The 21,407-nt window shown below is 68.5% G+C and carries 13 protein-coding genes; 11 read left to right on the forward strand and 2 right to left on the reverse strand.

Annotation, left to right across the window (positions count from 1 at the left end; translation table 11 throughout):
• Window positions 1–87: 87 nt before the first annotated feature.
• The 7 genes from MXA07_RS01125 (at window position 88) to MXA07_RS01155 (ending at window position 7,686) form a co-directional block, all read left to right on the forward strand.
• Window positions 88–1,542 (forward strand): transporter, encoded by a 1,455-nt coding sequence (locus tag MXA07_RS01125; RefSeq protein ID WP_247730213.1) that lies wholly within the window; start codon window positions 88–90, stop codon window positions 1,540–1,542.
• Window positions 1,539–3,140, forward strand: coding sequence for a cytochrome c oxidase subunit I (locus MXA07_RS01130; protein ID WP_247730214.1), 1,602 nt, complete (start codon window positions 1,539–1,541; stop codon window positions 3,138–3,140). The genes MXA07_RS01125 and MXA07_RS01130 overlap by 4 nt, the downstream gene beginning before the upstream one ends.
• A gap of 155 nt (window positions 3,141–3,295) precedes the next feature.
• The gene (locus MXA07_RS01135; protein ID WP_247730215.1) at window positions 3,296–3,622 is read left to right on the forward strand and encodes a hypothetical protein; all 327 of its coding nucleotides are present in this window, start codon (window positions 3,296–3,298) and stop codon (window positions 3,620–3,622) included.
• 80 nt (window positions 3,623–3,702) lie between these two features.
• Window positions 3,703–4,065: a helix-turn-helix transcriptional regulator gene (locus MXA07_RS01140; RefSeq protein WP_247730216.1), complete on the forward strand. Its 363-nt coding sequence runs from the start codon at window positions 3,703–3,705 to the stop codon at window positions 4,063–4,065.
• A 56-nt stretch (window positions 4,066–4,121) separates the two neighbouring features.
• Window positions 4,122–5,399: a Glu/Leu/Phe/Val family dehydrogenase gene (locus tag MXA07_RS01145; RefSeq protein WP_247730217.1), complete on the forward strand. Its 1,278-nt coding sequence runs from the start codon at window positions 4,122–4,124 to the stop codon at window positions 5,397–5,399.
• Window positions 5,396–6,724 (forward strand): beta propeller repeat protein, encoded by a 1,329-nt coding sequence (locus MXA07_RS01150; protein ID WP_247730218.1) that lies wholly within the window; start codon window positions 5,396–5,398, stop codon window positions 6,722–6,724. The genes MXA07_RS01145 and MXA07_RS01150 overlap by 4 nt, the downstream gene beginning before the upstream one ends.
• Before the next feature lie 101 nt (window positions 6,725–6,825).
• On the forward strand, window positions 6,826–7,686 hold the full coding sequence (locus MXA07_RS01155) for a DUF2182 domain-containing protein (protein WP_247730219.1): 861 nt from the start codon (window positions 6,826–6,828) through the stop codon (window positions 7,684–7,686).
• Window positions 7,687–7,733: 47 nt separating this feature from the next.
• On the opposite strand, the gene MXA07_RS01160 is transcribed toward MXA07_RS01155, so the two are convergent.
• Window positions 7,734–8,864: an ORC1-type DNA replication protein gene (locus MXA07_RS01160; protein ID WP_247730220.1), complete on the reverse strand. Its 1,131-nt coding sequence runs from the start codon at window positions 8,862–8,864 to the stop codon at window positions 7,734–7,736.
• 167 nt (window positions 8,865–9,031) lie between these two features.
• Here MXA07_RS01160 and MXA07_RS01165 point away from each other — a divergent pair, with 167 nt between their 5' ends.
• Together MXA07_RS01165 and MXA07_RS01170 are read left to right on the forward strand one after the other, a co-directional pair.
• The gene (locus tag MXA07_RS01165) at window positions 9,032–9,238 is read left to right on the forward strand and encodes a hypothetical protein (protein ID WP_247730221.1); all 207 of its coding nucleotides are present in this window, start codon (window positions 9,032–9,034) and stop codon (window positions 9,236–9,238) included.
• Window positions 9,239–9,329: 91 nt separating this feature from the next.
• A complete protein-coding gene (locus tag MXA07_RS01170) occupies window positions 9,330–9,608 on the forward strand; it encodes a DUF378 domain-containing protein (RefSeq protein WP_247730222.1) in 279 nt (92 codons plus the stop codon).
• A gap of 267 nt (window positions 9,609–9,875) precedes the next feature.
• On the opposite strand, the gene MXA07_RS01175 is transcribed toward MXA07_RS01170, so the two are convergent.
• On the reverse strand, window positions 9,876–11,054 hold the full coding sequence (locus MXA07_RS01175) for a sensor histidine kinase (protein ID WP_247730223.1): 1,179 nt from the start codon (window positions 11,052–11,054) through the stop codon (window positions 9,876–9,878).
• Between the two features lie 1,350 nt (window positions 11,055–12,404).
• Here MXA07_RS01175 and MXA07_RS01180 point away from each other — a divergent pair.
• Window positions 12,405–16,598, forward strand: coding sequence for a carboxypeptidase regulatory-like domain-containing protein (locus MXA07_RS01180; protein WP_247730224.1), 4,194 nt, complete (start codon window positions 12,405–12,407; stop codon window positions 16,596–16,598).
• Window positions 16,599–16,704: 106 nt separating this feature from the next.
• Complete coding sequence (locus tag MXA07_RS01185; RefSeq protein WP_247730225.1) at window positions 16,705–21,366, forward strand: S8 family serine peptidase; 4,662 nt, start codon at window positions 16,705–16,707, stop codon at window positions 21,364–21,366.
• Window positions 21,367–21,407 lie beyond the last annotated feature (41 nt).

A 21,407-nucleotide genomic window follows, 5' to 3' on the forward strand; every position in this document is an offset into this window, starting at 1 on the left:
GGCCTCGCCGCTCCGTCGTCCGTTCCGCCGACCGGGGACGGTCGCACTGATCCGCCCTCGCGTCACCGATCCGTTCTCCGCTCACCCATGATCCAACACCCGCTCGCCGCCGTCCTCGACCGGACCGACCCCGTGGGCGTCGTCTGTCTCGTCGCGCTCGCGGCGACGCACGGCCTCGTTCGCCTGACCGAACGGTACCTGCCCGCGTACGTGGTCGAACTCGGGTACGGACCGATCGTCGTCGGCGGCCTGGCGACGGTCGGGTTCGGCGCCAGCGCCGTCGTCGCCGAACGCGGGACTGCGTCGGGTCGGGACGTGCCCAGCGGCGCGGAATCGAGCGGGGCCGACGCGAGTGCGAGCGAGGCGGCTCACCCCGCCGCGTCGATCGGGCCGGCGGCCCCACTGCGCACGTCGCTGCTGGCCGCCGCCGGTCTGTGCGTCGTCGCCGGGGCCACGACGTTGGACGCGCTGCTCGGCACCCCGCTCTCCGCGCTGGGATGGCTCGCCGTCGCCGTCGCGGCGCTCCAGCCGTGGCACGCGAGCGGGCCGACGCGCTCGCTCTGGCCGTTCGAGACGCTCGTGCCGTCGATTCCGTCCGGCCGCGATCGGCGATCCACGTCGAGCGAGTCGCGGTCGATCCGGGGGACCGGCGTCGTGGTCGGCGGCGTCTCGGTCGCCGTCGCCGCGATCGTCGCGACGGCCGCCGTCGCGAGCGCCGAGGAGCTCGTCGCCGGGATCACCCTCCTCGCGACGGCCGGGGCCGCGGTCGCGCTCGTCGCCGCGGTGGCGCTCGGGACGAGCGAGGGCGAGCGCGACGGACGGGAAGCGGGTCGGCGGCCGAACGCCGACGAGGACGTTCGAGACGGAGCGAGCAACCGGTCCATCGCATCCAGCAGTGTCGGATCGCAACGGCGGGGCGACTCGTCGATCGAGCGCGTTCGGACCGCGTGGTCGGGCCGTTCGGGCGCCGACCGACCGGCGATCGTCGGCGACGCGCTCGTCCGGTTCGCGGTCGCCGGGATCGCCCCGTTCCTGGTACTCCTCGTCGTCGATCGGGGGATCGGCCTCTCGGTCGGCCCGCTCTCGCTCGAGCCAGCCGGCGCCTTCGCGCTCTTCGTGCTCGCCGAGGCGGCGGGCGCGATTCTGGGGGCGCTCGCGTCGGAGTCGCTCGCTGCGCGGCTCGGTCGACGGGCCGCGCTGGCGGGCGGGCTCGTGATCCTCTCGCTGGTGCCGACGGCGTTCGTCGCGATCGCGGCCCGCCCCGCGCTCGTCGCGGCCGCGTTCGGCCTCTTCGGGTTCCGGACCGCGATCGAGCCGTTGCGGCCGGCCGTCGGTATCGACGGGCGGGCCGTCCCGGTCCTCGAATCGCCGCCCCCGCCCGACCTCCGCTCGGCGCTCCGCCTCGCCCTCGTGCCCGCGCCGCTGGTCGCCGGCGTCCTGTACGCGATCGATCCGCTGCTCGCGTTCACCGCCGCGACGACGACCGGGGTGCTCGGCGTCCGCGAACTGAGTCGGGCGTTCGACTTCGGGGCGGGACGATGAGCCGGCGGTCGACCCCCCTTCGCACGCTCGGCCGGGCGATCCGTCGGCTCCGCGGCGGGACGTTCGCGGTCGGTCACCGGCGGCTGGCGCGGTGGTATCTCGGCTACGCGCTCGCGTTCGGCCTCTGGGGCGGACTCGACGCGCTGTTGCTCCGGACCGCGCTGGTCACGCCGTGGCTGGCTCGCTGGAGCGCGCGCACCTACAACGCCTTCTTCACGACCCACGGGGTGACGATGCTCTTCCTGTTCGCCCTGCCGGCGATCTGGGGGATCGCCTACGCCGCGATCCCGCCGCTGGTCGGCGCGGACGGGCAGGCCCGTCCCCGACTCGGCGTCCTCGGCTTCGCACTCTTGCTGCCCGCGGCGGCGTCGATCCGCGCCGGTACGGTGGGCTCCATCCTCGAGTTCGGGCGCTTCGAGCCGGTGGCGACGGGCTGGACGCTGTACGCGCCGCTGAGCGCGGCGTCCGCGAACCCCGCCGTCGACACGTTGCTCGTGGGCCTCCTGCTCGTCGCCGTCGGGACCACGCTGACCGGGGTGAACCTCGTCGCCACGATCGTTCGCGGCCGGTCCGTGCCGTGGACCCAGGTCGACGCGTTCGCCTGGACGGTGCTGACGAGCGCCGCGATGGCGGTGGTCGCGTTTCCGGTTCTCGCGCTCGCCGCGGCGTTGCTGCTCGCCGATCGGACGCTCGGGACGGCCGTGTTCGCCGCCGGCGGGGGCCCGACGGACTGGCTGCACCTGTTCTGGTTCTTCGCCCACCCGCTCGTCTACGTGCTCGTGTTGCCGCCGATGGGGATCGTCAGCCACGTCCTCCCGCGCTTTTCCGGCCGCCGGCTGGTCGGTCGTCGCTCGGCGGTCTACTCGACGCTCGCGATCGGCGTCGTCTCCTTCGGCGTCTGGGGCCACCACCTGTTCGTCGCGGGGATCGGCCCGTCGGCCCGCCTCGCCTTCATGGCGGTGACGCTGGCGGTGGCGCTGCCGAGTTCGGCCAAGCTCTTCACCTGGCTGGCGACGCTCTGGGGCGGGTCGGTCCGCCTCACCGCGCCGATGCTCGCCGCCGTCGCCGCCGTCGGCTGTTTCGTCGCCGGCGGCGTGACCGGCGTTGCCCTCGCCGTCCCGCCGATCGCCGTCCGGTTCAACGGCACCTACTTCGTCGTCGCGCACTTTCACCTGCTGCTCCCCGGCTTCGTCGGGTTGGGGCTCCTCTCCGGCGTGTACTACTGGTATCCGCTGGCGACCGGCTACCGGTACCACCGCGGCCTTGCCCGCCTGCACGTCCGGCTCACGGTCGTCGGCGTCGCCGTCGCGTTCGGCGCCCTGCTGCTCGCCGGCATCGCCGCCCAGCCCCGCCGCGTCGCGACCTACCGCGGCGCGTACGTCCCACTCCAGCAGCTCGCCACGGCCGGTGCGTACGTTATCGCCGCCGCCCAGCTCGCCTTCCTGGCGACGCTCGCCCGATCGCTCCGGCGGGCCGACCCCGCGCCGGCGGACCCGTGGAGCCTCGCTGACGCGCCGGCACACGCCCGCGAGTGGCGTCGCGATACCGAGAATGCGCGCCGTCGCGCCGAGGGCGATCGCACCGACGGCAGCGGGTAGGGCCTCGCCCACGATCCGATACGCGCCGCGACCCGGTCCCGACGCCGCGTCGACCACGATCGCGGCCGACGACGAACCCATCCCCGGTCGCCGGCTAGTCGAATTGTCGGTAGACACTACGATCCGTAACGACCGAATTACACCACCACTCACCCATGCCATCAACGGAACACACCGACGTCGCGCTGATGCTCGTCCAACTGATCGCGATAACGATTCCCTCGACCGTCGTGCTGGTCAAGCAGTTGCGCCGGTCGGACAACCTGAAGTGGCGGTTCCGAAAGCTGAGCTTCGGGCTCGTCGGCTCGTGTATCGCGTCGCTGATCGCGGCCGCGATCGCCCTCCTGTCGTACTTCGTCGTGAAATTGCAGCTCCCCAATACGATCACCGCGGGTCTCCTGCTCGTGATCGTCGGGCTCCTCCCGCTGGGGGCGTTCATCGCCGTCCTCTATCGGGAACACCGGAAGGAATTCGGCCCCTGAATCGCCACGCCCGGTTCCGGCCGGCCTCGGGTTCGATCCCCGCGCGTGGTATCGGCGGACGTCCCGCCGATGACGCACCGATGGCAAACCGCATGCACCCCGACGCAGACGATGACGACGAATCGCTCGGCGACGGCCCGACGGAGCCCCGTCCGCTCTCCGAGCTGACGGGCTTCAAACGAGACCAGCTGTTCGTCATCCGAAAGCTGGCCGATCGCGATCCGCACGGGCTCGTCATCAAGGACGAACTGAACGGCTACTACGAAGAAGAGATCAACCAGGCGCGCTTTTACAAGAATCTCGGCGAACTCGTCGAGGACGGCTACGTCGAGAAGCGCCCGATCGACGGCCGAACCAACGCCTACCGGCCCACCGACGGTGCCACCGAGCGCCTCGACTCCCACCACGAGTGGCAGCGACGCTGTCTCCGCATCGAACACTGACCGGTCAGCCGTCGGCGGTCGACGTCGCCGACCGCCGACGGCACGATGATTCCACGATGACGACCACTCGAGATCCATCCACCGACGGACCCGACAGCACAGCGCCCGATCTCTGCGCGCCGCGGACGTACGTGTCGAACGCCACGCGTCGGCTCGACGTCCCGGACGAGATCGGCCATCACCTGCACCACGTCGACCGACGCCAGCGCGTGTCGGTGCCCTTCGGGCGCGACGACGGCACCGTCGCGGTCCGCGAGGGCTATCGCGTCCGCCACGACCGGGTGCGCGGCCCGTGCCTCGGACCGCACCGGTATCAGGCGGGCCTCGACGGCGACGAGTTCGCCGGGCTCGCCGTCGCCGCCTCGATCAGCGCCGCGATCGCCGACGTCCCCTTCGGCGGCGCCGCGGGCGGCGTCGCGATCGACCCGTCCGAGCTCTCTCGCGAGGAACGCGCGCGGCTGACGCGATCCTACGCGACCCGCGTTTGCGGCGTGGGGACGAGCGACGACGTCCTCCTGCCGGGCGCCGGCGCCGACGAGCGAACCGTCGCCCGGATCGCTGACGCCGTTTCGGGCAGCGCCGGTGCCCCTGAACGGGGCGCCGTCGTCGGCAAACCGCCGGCGCTCGGCGGGGTCCGATCCGTCGAGCCCGCGGGCGGCTACGGCGCAGCCCACGCGACCCGGGACGTCCTGGAGACGGACCTCGGCCGGCCGCTGACGGAGGCCACGATCGCCGTCTCGGGCGCCACCGTCGTCGGCGACACGACGGCGCGGTTGCTCGACTTCTGGGACGGCACCGTCGTCGCGATGAGCGGCGAGCGCGTCGGCCTCGCGACCGACGACGGCGGGCTCGACCCGAGCGTCGCCGCGAGCCACCTCCAGCGACCGAAGACCGCCCCGTCCTACGAGGGCGGTGAGGTGACCGGGACGGAGAACGTCCTCGAACGCGACGCCGACGCGCTGGTGGTCGCCTCGCCCGCGGCGACGGTCACCGAGGCGAACGCGGAGGCCATCCGCGCCGACCTGGTCGTCGAAGCGAGCGTCGGCGCGGTGACGCCCGGCGGAGCGCAGGTCCTCGGGGAACGCGACGTCCCCGTCGTTCCCGCCGCGCTCGCCTCGACCGGGCGGATGATCGCCGCGTCCCTCGAGTGGCACCGCAGCGTCGGTCGCGACCGGTCGAGCGACGCCCGCGTCGCCACCGAGTTCGAGTACGCGGTCACGAGCGCGATCGACGACGTGCGAGAGCGCCGCGAGCGCTGCGGACTGCGCTGGCGCGAGGCCGCCTACGGCGTCGGCTGCAGTCGTATCGCCGCCGCCCACGAGGTGGTCGCGTGATCGATCGACTCGACGAGTCGGTCACGGACGCGCTCGCGTGGCTCCGGCGCGTCGAACGGAACGGCGACGGGCCCAGGACCGACGGAGGCACTGCCGCCGACGCCGAAGCGGCAGACGCCTCCGCCGGTCAGCGCGGTGCGACCGGTGAGAATGGTCGCGGTGCGAGCGAGGGGACTGGCGCGTGGCGCACCGTCGACGGACCGACCTCGCGGGCGCTCCACGGCGTCGTCCACGGCCAGGACGGCGCGTACGCCGTGGGTGAAGGTGGGATGGTGCTCCGTCGCGGGACCGACGGCTGGCGAATCGTCTTCGAACGTGGCCCCGGCGTGGCGAAGAACACCCTCCGCGACGTCGCCGCGACGGCCGACGGCTGTCGGGTGTGGTTCGCCGGCGACAGCGGCGCACTCGGCTACTTCGACGTGGCCGACGGCCGCAAGAGCGATTACTCCGCCCCGATGGAAAAGACCAGCACGTGGGAGGCGATCGCCGTGGCCGGCAAGACCGGCGAGGAGCGCGTCCGGATCGCGAACGGCTCCGGCGAGGTCCTCGACTGCACCGTCGAGGACGGCTGTCCGACCTGGGGCGAGGTCGTCAAGCCCGGTGGCGGTTCGACGATCAACGCGCTCACCGTCGGCTCGGGAGATTTCTACGCCGTCGACACCAGCGGCGGGGTATATCGCGAGGCCGAGCGGCAGCGAGGCCTCGGAACCGCGAGCCGCGAGGCCGACCGACTGGAGGCTTCGGCCGAGCGGCAGCGAGGCCTCGGAACCGCGAGCGGGGAGCGAGAGCGACCCGCGAGCCGCGAGGGCGCCACCGATGACGGTGACTCGTCGACCGCACCAGGTGGTGACAACGGCTCGGCGATCGAGGACGGACCCACGCCCAGCGAGGGCGGACCGTCCGCGAGCGCCGACGCGGCCGACCGCTGGGAACGCATCGGCGTCGAGAACGCGCAGGTGAACTTCCACGACGTCTGGGCGACCGGGTCGACCGTCTTCGTCGCCGGCGGCGACGGGATCGCCTACCGGTACGACCCCGAGTGCGAGAACTGGACGCCACTGTACGTCGGCGACGGGTCGCTCCGGGCGATCCGCACGCGAGGGGCCGAGCGAATCGCGGCCGCGACCGGCGGCCGGCTCTACGAACGCGACGAGGGCGTTCGCTGGGACGAGCCGGACGTCTCGACCGAAGCGTCGCTGGCCGGACTCGCCCTCGCTCGATCCGGCGAGACGGTCGAGGCGGGCCTGGCCACGACGCCGGTCGACGTCGTCGTCGGCGAAAGCGGCGCGATTCTCGAACGGGAGCACCCGTCAGATGGCGGTTGAGACCCCGTCCGCGTCGATGAGCCGACGGACACCGCCGTTCGACCGTCCATTCCGCGGTCCGATTCATCCCGACGTCCGACCATGCGTTCCGTTTCACTCCGATGATTCCCGACAAACTCCGTTCCTCGCTCGATCGAGTCGCCGTCACCGATCACCGCCTCGTGCGCCGCCTGGGGGACCGCTTCGACGCCCTCGCACCCCCGATTCCCGACACGCTCGTCCTCTCGCTCGCCGCCCTCCTGTGGCTCGTCCTGCTCGCGGGCTGGCTCCCCGATCTCGGCCCGCCGCCGGCGCGGGTCGGCGCGCCCATGGCCGCGCCCGGCGTGCCCGAAGCGATGGCGACGTCGAACGGGCTCGATGGCGCGCTCGCGTACCTCCTCATGTGGGGGACGATGATGCTGGCGATGATGCTGCCGTCGCTGGTCTCCGTCGCTCGCCGAATTCGCGAGGCGGTCTGTCCCACGCCCCGGATCCTCGGCCGGTCCGTCGCCGCCTTCCTGCTGGCCTACGGCCTCGTCTGGACGCTCGTCGGGACCGTGCCGCTGTCGGTCGCGACGCTCCTGGGGCTTCGCGATCTGTTGACCGGGTCCGTCTTCGGGATGGACGCCGGTCGACTCCTCCTCGGCGGCCTGCTCGCGTTCGCGGGCGCCTACCAGTTTACCGGGTTGAAGCGGGACCTCCTGGCCCTGTGCGCTTGCGGACGACCGGTTCCGCACCGCCCGTCTGTCACCTGCATGTTTCGCGACGGTCTCCGGTACGCCGCGAACTGCGTCGGCTGCACCTGGCCCCTGTTCGCCGCGCTGGTCGCGATGGGCTCGATGAACGTGGTCGCCATGGCGGGCGTGACGCTCGTCGTGGTCGTCGAGCGAATCGCGCCGCGGAGCGACGACCTGGCCCGCGCCTGGGGCGTCGTGCTGTTCGGCGCCGCTGCCGTCGCGCTGACCCTCGGCGTTCCGTACTGAAGTGAGACGCCCTCGCGCGCACAGGACGGTGACGCCGGCGGACCGAGTCACTCCAGGCGTTCGAGCACGGCGTCCGTCTCGTAGGACAGCGACAGCGATCGCGAGCGCCCGCGACCCTCGATCTCGGCGTAGTCGGCGTCGATCAGGTCGAGCTGGTCGAGCTTGTTGACGATCTCCGAGTAGCGGGTGTAGCCCAACTCGGTCTCGTCGCGGAAGGCCTCGTAGACGTCGCCGGCCTGGTCGCCGTCGTGTTCCGCGATGACGCGGACCAGCGCCTGCTCCGAATCGGACAGCCCCTGCAGGCTCCGCGAGAGGCTGATGTACTTCGAGGTCTCGTAGGCCGACTCGACGTCGTCCTCGGAGATGGTCTTCGAGCCGCGCATCTCGGCGTTGAGGCCGGCGCGCTTGAAGAGGTCGATGCCGACCCGCAGGTCGCCGCTCTCGGCGGTGAGCTCGGCGACGCGATCGAGGACCGGCGCGGTGACGACGCCCTCGTTGAACCCGCGATCGACGCGTTCGCGGAGGATATCGACGATCTCGCCCTCGTCGTAGACCGGGAAGTAGATGTCCTCCGGTCGGAAGACGCTCTGGACGCGCGCGTCGAGTTCGTTCACGACGTCGAGCGTGGGATCGGAGGAGACGACGATGACGCCGACCTTCGCGCCGGGGTGTTCTTCGTGGGCGCGAAGCAGCGAGTAGAGCGTGTCGGAGGCCTCGTTCTCGTAGAATAGGTAGTTGACGTCGTCGAGCGCGACGACGAGGACGCGATCGTCCTCGACGAGTTGCTCGGCGATCTGGCCGAACAGTTTCTTGAACGAGATGCCCGACGACGGCGGCTCGTAGTCGAAGGTGCCCTCGAACAGGCGAGAGAAGACGGCGTAGCGCGTGGAGTTGACCTGGCAGTTGACCCGGATCGTCCGGACGTCGCGGGTCTCGGCGCCGATCTCGTCGTAGAGGCGCTGGATCGCCGTCGTCTTGCCGGTCCCCGGCGGCCCGCGAACGAGGACGTTGAGCGGGCGCGACCCGCGAACGGCCGGGCGCAGCGCGTACGTGAGACTCTCCATCTGGGAGTCGCGGTGCTTGAACGTCTCCGGAAGGTAGTCGATCTCGAAGACGGACTCGTTGCGAAACACCGTCTCGTCCCAGCCCAGCATCCCCTCGTCGGGGTCCCGTTCCATCACTTTCACCTCGCTCTCGGAGCTACGTCAGTGTTTCGGCGAGCGGGAGCCACGGCGACGTTTGCGGGCGATCGTTGCCGGTGACCGATGGAAATACGTGCGGCCGGGATGGAAGGTGCGACGACGGCCGGTTCACCCGGCTATCGCTCGATCATCACCCAGGAATCATGACGCGAGACGCACCGTCGCGATCGGCGGCCACCCAGCACCGGTTTTGCGCCGCCCTCGCCCTGTTCGTCGTCGGATGGATGCTCGCTCTCGCGGGTGCCGCCCTCGATTCGGTCGAGGAACCAGCGTGGATGGCCGCAGGGACCATCGGCCTCCTCGCACTTTCGGGACTGACGGTCATCTGTTTCGGCCAGTGGAGTTCGTGAACAGGTCGGAGCAGCCCGATGTACGGACAGTCAGACGGTTCGTGAGAGACATTTATCTCCGCTGACAGCCTATGTAGATGCGGTGAATCCAATGTCTACGTCCACCACGTCCCGATTCAGTTCGATCGAATGGCTCGCCATGGTCCTCGTGACCATCGGCGCACTCAACTGGGGCCTCGTCGGCCTCGCCGAGTTCGTCGGCGGCAACCTGAACGTCGTCGACCTCGTCTTCGGTTCGATGCCCGCGCTCGAAGCGGCGATCTACCTCCTGGTCGGCCTCGCCGGCCTCGCGATGGTCGCCGTCGCGACCCGGCGCTACCGCCACCGCGCTGACGAACCCGAGATCGGCGCGTCCGGTACCGCCAGATAACCCTCGTTTTTGATCGGCGACCGGGTGTCGCGACGGAGACGGGTGCGCTGGCTGTCAACACCTTCGATGAACTGGGTTTCGGGTGACGCTCAGTTCGTCGCCACTTCAGGGATAAAACGTTCCACAGGTCCATACCGATTCCCAACCGCAGTCAGTGGTGGAACGGACTGATCGTGGTCGGGTGTGCTGCGCTCCCGAGCGCTCTCCCGAGATGTCGCGCCGATCCACCGCCGCAAGTGGACACCGCACCGACGACCGGGCGAGGGTCTACGAGCGTTGGGGCGCTTCCGGTTCGTCCGGCACGGCCCGTTCGGCGTCCGTCGAGGCGCGCAGGAGCTCCACGGTGAACTGACTTCCCTCGGGGCCGGTCTCGGTCAGGGACACCTCTCCGCCGTACTGGGAGACCAGTGAGTCGACGAGATAGAGGCCGAGGCCGTGCGTGCTCGCGTGGTTCGTATCCCGTTCGAAGAGCGTCTCGCGTTTCTCGGCCGGGATCCCCGGACCGTCGTCTTCGATCTCGACGCGGACGGTTTCCCCTCGCTCTTCCACGGCGATCGAAACGTGTGGGTTCGGGTCGTCGTTGTGTACGACGGCGTTCGAGAGGATGTTGCCGAACACGCGGCCGAGCAATTCGTCGCCGCGGACGCGGACCGACGACGGCATCGCGGTTTCGATCGAGACGTCCTCGTGCGCCCGATTCAGTTTGGTCACCTCCTCCTGCAGCACCGCCGTGAGTTCGACCGCTTCCAGCTCGTGGTCGCCGGCGGCCGTCGCAAGCAGGAAGCGAACGTCGTCGATGACGGCTTCGAGTTCGCCGGCCTCCTCGTGGATGACGGTCGCCCACTCCCGTCCCGCGTCGCTCAGCGGGTCCGCGTCGTCGCGAAGCCGGCACGCGTAGCCGTCGATAATCGCCGCCGAATTCAGGATTTCGTGGCGGAGAATGCTGTTCAGGTAATCGAGCAGGTTTCGCTGTTCTTCGAGCTGTTCGGTTCGAACGGCCTCTCGCTCGGCGACCGTCGCGCGTTCGATCGCTCGCGCTTCGATAATCCCGATCATCAGGCCGACGGCGGTGCCGATAACGGTCGCCCAGCGAAGCCACGAGACGAGCATTTCCGGCGACTCGGGTGGTCTGGTCGGAAGCACCGCCAGGTTCATGGCCAGGAACGTCACGAGCCCACCGAACAGCCACCCGATGAGTCGCGGGTAGCGAGCTGAAGACAAGTCGGACCGGCGCAACCAGAACGGTGCATACAGGATCCCGATCAGAAACGGGAGCATCGAGACGATCCCGACGATGTAGCTGCCGGTGAAGATGAACGACGATCCGAGAGCGTAGAAGAGACAGAATTCGGCGACCAAGCCGAATGCGAACAGCAGTCCGAGGGCGCGGATGATGAGAACCCCCGAAGTTTTTGACAGAGACGAATAGCCGGAGCGCAAATTCACAGTATCGTCGATGGGGCCGATTTCGCTTAGGGCTTCTGGCCTTCGACGACCCGATCCTCGCTCGAACTTCGGTGGCAGCCGCGTGGAACGCGTCGGCGTCCGTTCCGCCGTCCGCGCTCGTCCCGGCCGATTCGCCCCAATCACCCACTTTGTTGCCAGTTTCTCCACGATCAGCTCCGGCGTCGGCCACACGAGGTGGTTCGAGACGGGGAAGCACTCGGTTGTCACCGCGTACACGACGGAAGTTCCGTTCGACGATGGAAGGAGACCAGATCGGCGACCGGACGCAGGTCTGGGCTGCCGTCCGGCCACCCGGTCGTTCGCGCTACGACGACCGCCCAGGCGTCTGGTGTGCGGTCCGACCATCGATCGGTAAACTCCAGCATTCCCGTCCTCGCCACGCAGTCGGAGCAACAGAAGCGGTCGGCGTCGGCGAATCGGTCCGAGGACCCCGTTGGCGGCTGAATCGACACTCGGAAGAGAGTCGCGGTCGCCACGTCCCGATCACACCGAACACACTCGCGGTCGTGGGCCACGAGGGCGAGCGCAAGCGAGCCCTCGGAAACGCGAGCGGGAGCGAAGCGACACGCGAGCCGAGACGGTAGCGCCGGTTCCGCCGCTCGATCGCTCGACGGATTTCATCCCACCGTCCTCCGGGCCGGTTGGGCGAACCGGTCGGTAACGATCGACCCTAGCGCCCCGGAATCTGAAATCGTCGACGGAGAGCGATTCGACTCTTCGGACCACAGGCGGGCGAGAGCTTTTTGTCTCGGTGGTGTGTTGCGTAACATGGCGACCAAAACCCTCCAATCGGGTCTGGAAGCCACGCGTCTCGGGTGCTGGTTCCACCCGGGACATTTCCTGAACGCAGTCCCCTGCGACTGCCGAAGACGCCGGCTTCCAGCGAAGGCTACGGAGTAGTGTCTATCATATCCACCGAGCATATTCGCAATCTAATAGTTTTAGACTCGATCGCGTCCCGGCGCCGAAGGGCACGCGGACGGCACGCCGACCGAGAGCGACGGCGTTCGGTCGTTTCCGCCGAGTCCACCCCGGCGAGCAGGGGCGAGATCGCGGTGGAATCGGGATCCATCAGGCGTGAGGGCGGGTTGGCGCACGCTGGGGGACACTCGCAGGGTGGCGATGCTGCAGCCGAGGAGACGCGAGGCAGGATCGATCTAGCCGAGCCCATCGACCACCAGCACACAGCGACACAGGTTACGGGTGGCTACCGACCCGTAGCGCCGTTACCAGATCGATGATATAAAATTAATGTACCTACTGTCCGATTAGTGTGCCACAACTCGGGCAATAGTTCTAAGATTCTGTGATCGAGACTGTTCGCCATTGATGGAATTCACGATGGAGAAACTATCGGCGGCGACCGCCAGTCTAGTGGTCGTTCTGGCGGTCGTTTCGCTGACAGGAGGCGCAGTCGCCGGCGCCGATCTCGCTGTTTCGGACGGTGCGGTGGCGAACGAGAGCGAGTCGACGACCGACGTCGAGATCGATCGAGCCCTGCAGGACGCCGAGGGCGAGGTCGAAGTGATCGTCCGGTTCGAGCCGGTCGATCGGGCGACCGTGCAGGCGAGCGAGAACGCCGTCGAGACGCTCAAGACCAAAGCGAGCGCGTCGCAGGGTCCGCTCCACCGATTCGCCGCGCGAACGGACGGCGTGACCGTCGAGAACGAGTTCTGGATTACCAACGCGGCGCTCGTGACGGTGGATACGGAGCGGGTGCCGCTGGCGGCGATCGGGAGGATCGACGGCGTCGACCAGGTTCACGAAAACTTCGAGGTGGAGGTCCAATCTGAGTCGGTCCACTCAGACACCGTCGTCGGAATCAGTGGATCGGACGCCACGTCGGATTCGAACGACTATACGTACGGACTGGAGCAGGTCAACGCGCCGCAAGTCTGGGATGAATACGGGACGAAAGGAAGCGGCGTCAAGGTGGCCGTACTCGACACGGGTGTCGACCCTGATCACCCCGATATCGACCTCTACACAACGGATTCGAGTGATCCGACGTATCCGGGCGGCTGGGCCGAATTCGATGGGTACGGCGATCGGATATCGGGTTCGACGCCGTACGATTCGGGCGATCACGGGACGCACGTCACTGGAACGGTCAGCGGCGCGGACAACAGCGGGAAGTGGATCGGCGTCGCACCGGAGACGAACGTGATGCACGGGCTGGTACTCTCCGGCGGCTCCGGATCGTTCGCCCAGATTTCGGCCGGGATGGAGTGGGCGGTGACCAACGACGCAGACGTAATCAGCATGAGCCTCGGGGCGGAAGGGTACTACTCACAGCTTATCGATCCCGTTCGCAACGCCCAGGCAGCGGGGAGTTTAGTCGTAGCTGCGGCCGGGAACGACGGCGAAGGGACGTCGGGAACGCCGGGGAACATTTACGATTCGTTCGCGATCGGAGCCTCCGACGCGAACGAAAATATCGCCTCCTTTTCGAGCGGCGAAACGGTCGACACGGACGTCGACTGGGGAAGCGACGCGCCGAGTGATTGGCCGGCCGAGTACATCGTGCCAGACGTCGCGGCTCCAGGAGTATCGATCAAAAGTTCGGTGCCTGGCGGCGGATACGACACGAAACCCGGCACGTCGATGGCAACACCCCACGTCTCGGGGGTCGTTTCGCTAATGGAATCGGCAACGGACCGCGACCTCACGCCAGCGGAAATCACGACCGCACTCGAGGAAACTGCCCGGAAGCCTGCGGATGCACCCGACTCCCAGGACACGCGCTACGGACACGGCATCGTCGACGCGTTCGCGGCGACGCAATCCGTCGCGTCGGGATCGGTCACCGGCACCGTCACGGACAACGCAACCGGCGAGGTGATCGACGGAGCCACCGTGACGATCGAGGGGGTCGACGACGATTGGCGTGCGACCACCCAGACCGACGCGAGCGGAACCTACGAGTTCCGGGACGTGCCTGCGGTGCGCGACTATACGGTGACCGTGACCGCCACTGGATACGAGCAATCGGCCGTCCAAACGACGCCCGTCCAGCAAGGGTCCGTGACGGAAGACCTCGCGCTCGACGGCAACGCGACGCTCTCCGGGACGCTCGTCGACGCGACCGAACAATCGAACGCGGCCGTCGCGACCACCTCGGCCGACGTCACCGTCACGTTCGCCGACGGCTCCGCGTTCTCGACGTCGACCACGACCGACGCGGACGGGAATTTCGCTCTCTCGAAGGTCGCCGGCGATTCGACGGTCGACCTGACGATCGACGTCTCCGGCTACCGGACGGCGACGAACGAATCGATTGCCGTTCCGGATGACGGCGCCGTCGACCTCGACTCCATCCCGATCACCGGCGACGCGAACCTCTCCCTTACCGTCGAGGACCGGTACTCGAACGCCCCCGTCGACGGTGCAGCGGTCGAATTGCGCAACGACTCACTCGGAACGTACGCGGGAACCGGCGACGGTACTGGTGGTTACAACCTTTCGAACGTTTCGAGCGGCTACGAGTACACCCTCGTCGTCGACGCCGCCGGCTACCGAGCCAACGAGACGCGGCTGACCGAGTTGACGGAACTAACAGGCGGTGACAACGACGTCGGGGCGGTGCAGGTCGACGGTGACGGCGTCGTCGAGGGGACCATCATCGACGCGGCCTCGGCCGGGACGAGCGCGGGTTCGACTGCACCGGTCTCCGGCGCGAACGTGACGGTCACCTACCCCGACGGGGTGACCGAGACCAAGCCGAATCGGACCGACGGTGACGGTTGGTTCCGCGTCGACGGAATTCCCGGCGACGGCTCGGACTACACCGTCAACGTGACCGCCACCGGTTACGTACCGCTCGAGGAACCGATCACGGTCCGAGAATCCGAAACCGTCGACTTCGACCGAGAACTCGCCGGCGATGCGGCGATCAACGCGAGCGTCACGGCCGCGCTGACCGGCGACGCGCTCGCCAACGCGTCGGTGACCGTCACCGGACCCGACGGCGATCTCGTGATCGGGCCGACGGGGGCGAACGAATCCGGTCACGTCCACGTGCCGAACGTTCCCGGGACCGGTTCGGAGTACAACGTGTCGATCGAAGCGCCGGGCTACGAGGCAATTTCGGAGACGGTGACGGTCGACTCCGGATCCACCCCATCAGTCGACGTCGCACTCCAGGGCGGCGCGGCAATCGACGGGACGGTGGTCGACACCGTGACCGACCGCGGAATCGAGAATGCGTCGGTGACCGTGTCCATCCCCGACAGGGAGATCGAGATCGACGCGAACGTGACTTCCGAGTCGGGTGCGTTCACGCTCGAACACGTCCCCGGGACGGGCGCGTCCTACGCGGTCAACGCGAGCGCACCCGGCTACGAGAACGTCTCCCAAACGGTCTCGGTCGAAGGGACCGAGCACTCGATCGGCGGCCTCTCGATGGCGGGCAACGCGTCGATCGCCGGGACCGTGAACACCACCACCGGTGAACGGATCGAGAACGTCTCCGTCGCGGCCGCGGCGAAGGGGGGAACCTACCGAACGACGACCGCCGGGGATGGGACCTACCACCTCGCACAGATCCCGGGCACTGGCGTGTCGTACGAAGTCGCGTTCGGCCACCGGGTCTTCGAGAACGAGTCGCGAACCGAGTCCGTCTCGACCGACGTCGTCGACTACAACGTAACCCTGACGCAGCACGCGTACTACTTCGGGGTCGAGAACGTCTCGGCCCCGGAGACCGTCACCGTCGGCGACACCGTCGAGATCGCGGCGACCGTCTCGAACCTCGGGACTGCCGACTGGAACCAATCGGTCAGGCTGCTGGCCAACGAGACCGAAGTCAGTAGCAAAAACGTCTCGCTGAACGCGACCGACACCTGGCGGACGGCCAACCGGACCACCGTCGCCTTCTCGCACACGCCGGAAGCGGCGGGGGCGGTAACCTACGACGTCGTCGCCAACGAGACGGCGAGTGCGACCGTCACCGTCGAGGAGTCCGGCGGCGGTGGCCTCCCGCTTCCGCCACCGCCGGAATCCGAGCCGTCGCTCTCCGTCGTCGACGCGACCCTCGCGACCGACGAGATAGAGGCCGGCGGCGTGGCGACCGTTGTCGTGACGGTCGCAAACACCGGCGACGCTGATGGTTCCAGGACGCTCACCCTCGAACTCGACGGCGACGCGGTCGCGACGACGGACGTGTCGGTCCCCGCCGGCGAGAAGACCAAGACGACGCTCGAACACGGCATCGACGAACCGGGCGAGTACGATCTCGCAGTCGACGGCGAAAGCGCGGGGAGGGTCACCGTCGTCGACCCCGAATCGAGTGGCGCGGAATCGGCGGGCGCGGCGAGCGACGAGGGAGCCAGCGGCGAAGCGTCGGCCGAGACGGACCCGGAGAACGCGACGGACGGGTCCGACGGCGGAGGCGATGATCCCGGTGCGGATTCACCGGACGCCCCTGGCGACGACGGGATTCCAGGCTTCTCGCCCGTGGCCGCCCTCGTCGCGCTGATGGCGTTCTGCGTGATTATCGCCCACACCCGTCGTCGAGACGACTAACCGCGTCGGGGCCGAGATCACCGCCGATCGCAACGCCGGATCGTTATGCAAATACCGGTTGGTTCGGAAAATCATTAGTTCCTGGAATTGTGACGGTCATATATCAATGTATTTTGCGTTAAACCGTCGATTATTTTTGATAGTTTTGGTCGCGGCGGTCCTGCTGAGCGTCGGCGCTGGCGTCGGCGCGGGCCTTTCGGTCCCGTCGGACCAGGCGAGCGGCGAGCCGACGTCCGACGGGGCGAGCGGCGACGTCCGGACGGCGCTGCAAACGACCGGCGACGGTGACGGTCCGACGAAAATCGCCACGACCGCCGTCGACGAGACGGGCGGTACCGTGACGAGCGCGATCGACGAGTCCGTCCGCAACGCGACGGGCGAGATCGAGGTGATCGTGCGCTTCGAGTCGGCCGACCGGGCGAGGGTGCAGGCGAGCGACGACGCCGCGGCGACCCTCGAGCGGGCGGCCAGCGAGACGCAGGCGCCGTTCGAGACGGTGGCCGCTCGTACCGAAGGCGTCTCGGTCGAGAAGTCGTTCTGGCTCGCCAACGCCGCGCTGGTGACCGTCGACACCGACCGGGTCGCGCTCGAATCCTTGGCGACGATCGACGGCGTCGAACGGATTCACCGGAACTACGTACTCGAAGGAGCCAGTGCGATCGGGAGCGAATCGAAGGCGACGCCGCCGGGGCCGATCGGCGAGGGAACCGGTCCGGCGGCTTCCTCAGGTGGGGACGCGTCGGCGACGCCGACGGCCACGCACGACGGCGGCACGACCTACGGGCTAGACCAGATAAACGTCCCGCAAGCCTGGGACGAGTTCGACACGCAGGGCGAGGGGGCGACGGTGGCGATTCTCGACAGCGGCGTCGACGTCGAGAATCACCCGGAACTGGAACTCGCAGGATGGTACGATCCGATCAACCACCGTGGCGAGCCCTACGACGACAACGGCCACGGCACGCACGTGACCGGGACGGTCGGCGGCCACGCGAAGTGGACCGGAACGCACTACGGCGTCGCGCCGGACGTGGAATTACTCCACGGGAAAGTGCTGGGTGCCGACGGTAGCGGTACCTGGGACGTGTGGGTCGAAGCCATGCAGTGGGCGACGACCCACGAGAGCGGTGTCGACGCGATCTCCCTGAGCATGGGCCAGGATAACGCCTATCGGAGCGACCTTATCGAGCCCATTCGCAACGCCAACGACGTCGGGATCATCGTCGTCGCCGCGTCGATGAACGAGGGAGAGGGGACCTCGGGCTCACCGGGTAACCTCTACAACACGCTCGCGGTGGGTGCGTCCGACCGATCGGCGGACATCGCCGGGTTCTCCGGCGGCGAAACGGTGCAGAAATCGAACTTCCACGACGCGCCGACCGGATGGCCGGACTCGTGGATCGTCCCGGACGTCGCCGCCCCCGGTTCGGCCGTCGTGAGTACGGCCGCAGGCGGCGGGTACGAAAAGCTCTGGGGGACGAGCATGGCCACGCCACACGTCGCCGGCGTGGTGGCCCTCATGCAGTCGGTCACCGAGGAGGACCTCGATCCCGCAGACTACAGGGAGGCCCTGATCGCCTCCGCCTGGAAGCCGGACGACGCACCCGACGAGAAGGATATCCGATACGGCCACGGGATCATCGACGCCTACGCGGCCGTCGACGCAGTGGTCAACGGGAGCACGGTGACGGGAACGGTCACCGGACCCGAGGGGGATCCGCTTCCAGACGCGACGGTCGCCGTGGACGACGGTGAGACGGTCCGTAGCGTCACCACCAACGCGACGGGACAGTACGAGCTCTTCGCGACGAGCGGGAATCGAACGCTGACGGCCGAGGCGTTCGGCCACGGGACGAATTCGACCGACGTCGATGTGGCCGAGAACACGTCGTTGTCGGTCGACTTCGCGCTCGAAAGTGGCTTCGACGCCGCCGTGTCCGAATCACAGCCCGAAGCGGTGGAGGCCGGCGCGAACGTTACCGCGACGGTGGACGTCAATGCGGCGACCGAACTCGTTGTCAACGCGACCGGATCGCTCGCCGAAGACGGACTCGACCTCGTCGTCGGCGGCGAATCGGCATCGTTCGGCCAGCCGGTTTCCATTCCGAACGGTGCCGAGACGGTGACTATCACCGTCGAGACGCCCTACGACCAGACCGGCGAGCTCCGCCTCGATCACACATTCCGCGGAAACGGCGAGACATTGGCAGTCGCTACCGGGCCAACTGCGGTCAAAGCGGAGTTCACGTCGATCGCGGTCGTCGACACCGACAGAACGTACGGTGGTGTGGTCTCCCGCGCGATCGAAGACCAGCTTCCGGCGAATGCGGCCATCCGACCGACCGTACGTGCCGACGTAGACCACTCGTCGCGTCCAGTGGACGTCTACGTGGTTCAGAAACTCGGCGACGGCACCGCGGAACCGTTCATCAACGCGACGAACGAGTCGGACATCGGCGTCGTCTATCTGGATCAGTACTGGGGCGCGAACGGGATCAAGAAGTACGCCGACGTGACCAATGATCCGGAAGATACCATGGCTGGGTGGACGAATGAGACGGTGGAGACGGTCTCCTACGTCGTCCGATCCGAGCACGAACTGTTTTCCGGGTACGATGTCGGGTCGCGTGTTCCCGTCGCAGATGGATGGGGTAGTTATAGCGCCTTCGACAACACCTCGATGAACGTGCTCGCGACAGTCGCAACCGAGTCCGAGAGTTCACTCGGAAGCGGACTCGCCATAGACGAAAACACCAACACCATCCTCGCAGCCTCACTCGGCCTGGGTCCTGACACGGAGTTCGGAAGCTACACAACCGAAGGAGCAAAGCTGCTCGCGAACGCGGTGTCGGCGGTCGAGCCCGAAGATCCGGCGTTCTCGGGAACAGTCGAGATCGGCGGAAGTCCGGCCCCCGAAGGAACGACCGTCGAGGCCCTGATCGACGGCGAGGTCAGGGGAACGACGACGGTGACGAGTCCCGGCGAGTACGGCACCGACGGCGGCCTGGCCGTCGCCGGCGGTCCGAGCACCGAGGGGAAGCGGATCGCCTTCGAGGTCGACGGGATGGTCGCCGGTGAAAATGCGACGTGGCGGCAGGGTGCCTCGACCGAGCTGAACCTGACGGTGACGGGCAACGCGTCGGTCGCGGGCACGGTCATCGGCGACCGGACGAACGCCATGATCTCGAACGCGACGGTCGCCGCGAGCGGCCCCTACGGTACGGTCACCGCCGAGACAGGCAGTGACGGTACCTTCCGGATCGACGAGCGGTTCCCGGGCGAGTACAGCGTCACGATCGACGCGCCGGGCTACGAGACCGTCACCCGGACGGTCGATCTCGCGAACGGCGCCACCGCGACGGTGAACGCGACCCTGAAGGGGAGCGCCACGATCGAGGGACGCGTGATCGACGCCGCCGCGGCGGACGCGATCGCGAACGCGACCCTCACCGTCAGCGCCAGCGGTACTGAGACGCCCCTGGCGAACGTGACGGCGAACGCCACCGGCGCTGTCGTCATCGATTCGATCCCGGCCGCCGGGGCGTCGTACTCGATCGCCGTCGACGCGACCGGCTACGAGCGCGCGAACCGGACCGTCTCGGTCGACGAAACCAACGTCACGCTCGATCCCCTCTCGCTACCGGGGACGGCATCGCTTGGGGGCTGCGTCGAAACCGCCGCGGGCGAGTCGCTTCCAGGGGTCCGCATCGACGCGGCCGACGGGACCGGCCTCGCGTACGAGACCGAGACGGGCGAGGGCGGCGACTACCGGTTCGACGCCGTCCGCGGCGCGAACCGAACGTACGCGGTCTCGTTCGAACGGGCCGGGTTCGCCGCGAACGAGACCACGGTCGCGAACGTGTCCGGATCGGTCGCGGACGTGAACGCGACCCTCACCCAGCGGGCGCACTACTTCGCCCTCGCCAACCTGTCGGCGCCGGGGAGCGTCGACGCGGGCGATACGGTCGGGCTCTCGGCGACCGTCTCGAACCCCGGCTCCGAGGACTGGAACGAAACCGTGTCACTGCTGGTCGACGGGTCCGAGGCGACGAGCCGAAACGTCTCACTGAACGCCACCGACTCCGTGCAGCGGAACGAGAACACCACGGTCACCTTCAGCCACGAACCCGACTCGGCCGGGAATCTGACCTACACCGTCGCCACCCCGAACGAGACGGCGAACGCGACCGTCACCGTCGAGGAATCGGGCGGTGGCGGCCCGGCATTGCCGCCACCGCCGCCGGAGTCGGAGCCGTCGCTCTCGATCGCGTCGGTGGACCTCGACGCCGCGGAGATCGAAGCCGGTGAGGCCGTTGCCGTCTCCGTCGTCGTCGCGAACGACGGTGACGCCGCCGGGGAGCGGACGCTCGAACTCGCGCTCGACGGTTCGGTCGTCGCGACGACCGAGCTCTCGGTGCCGGCCGGGGAGGAAACCACGGCGACGCTCTCACACGTCATCGAGGAACCCGGCGAGTACGACCTCGCGGTCGCCGGCGAGGTCGTCGCGACCGTGACGGTCTCAGAGCCGGGGTCGCCGGACGGCGAATCCGACGGCGAGGACGGGACCAGCGAAGACGGGACTGGCGGCTCGGACGGGGTCGGTGACGGGGGATCGGACGGGAACGCATCCGGGTCGTCGGACGACGGCTCCACCGACGACGAGTCGGCAGCGGACGCGACCGCTGGCGGCGACGGCGTGCCCGGCTTCTCGCCCGTGGCCGCCCTCGTCGCGATCGTGCTCGCGAGCGCCCTCGCTCGGCGTCGGTAGCGAGGTGAACGGGCACGCGGATCGGTGCAACCGTTCCGTCC

The organism is Halovivax limisalsi, from assembly GCF_023093535.1.
In the GTDB taxonomy this organism is placed as follows: domain Archaea; phylum Halobacteriota; class Halobacteria; order Halobacteriales; family Natrialbaceae; genus Halovivax; species Halovivax limisalsi.

Coding starts and splice junctions, on each gene's coding strand:
- MXA07_RS01125 (WP_247730213.1), top strand. CDS start 88: ATGATCCAACACCCGCTCGCCGCCGTCCTCGACCGGACCGACCCCGTG.
- MXA07_RS01130 (WP_247730214.1), top strand. CDS start 1,539: ATGAGCCGGCGGTCGACCCCCCTTCGCACGCTCGGCCGGGCGATCCGT.
- MXA07_RS01135 (WP_247730215.1), top strand. CDS start 3,296: ATGCCATCAACGGAACACACCGACGTCGCGCTGATGCTCGTCCAACTG.
- MXA07_RS01140 (WP_247730216.1), top strand. CDS start 3,703: ATGGCAAACCGCATGCACCCCGACGCAGACGATGACGACGAATCGCTC.
- MXA07_RS01145 (WP_247730217.1), top strand. CDS start 4,122: ATGACGACCACTCGAGATCCATCCACCGACGGACCCGACAGCACAGCG.
- MXA07_RS01155 (WP_247730219.1), top strand. CDS start 6,826: ATGATTCCCGACAAACTCCGTTCCTCGCTCGATCGAGTCGCCGTCACC.
- MXA07_RS01160 (WP_247730220.1), bottom strand. CDS start 8,864: ATGGAACGGGACCCCGACGAGGGGATGCTGGGCTGGGACGAGACGGTG.
- MXA07_RS01165 (WP_247730221.1), top strand. CDS start 9,032: ATGACGCGAGACGCACCGTCGCGATCGGCGGCCACCCAGCACCGGTTT.
- MXA07_RS01170 (WP_247730222.1), top strand. CDS start 9,330: ATGTCTACGTCCACCACGTCCCGATTCAGTTCGATCGAATGGCTCGCC.
- MXA07_RS01180 (WP_247730224.1), top strand. CDS start 12,405: ATGGAATTCACGATGGAGAAACTATCGGCGGCGACCGCCAGTCTAGTG.
- MXA07_RS01185 (WP_247730225.1), top strand. CDS start 16,705: ATGTATTTTGCGTTAAACCGTCGATTATTTTTGATAGTTTTGGTCGCG.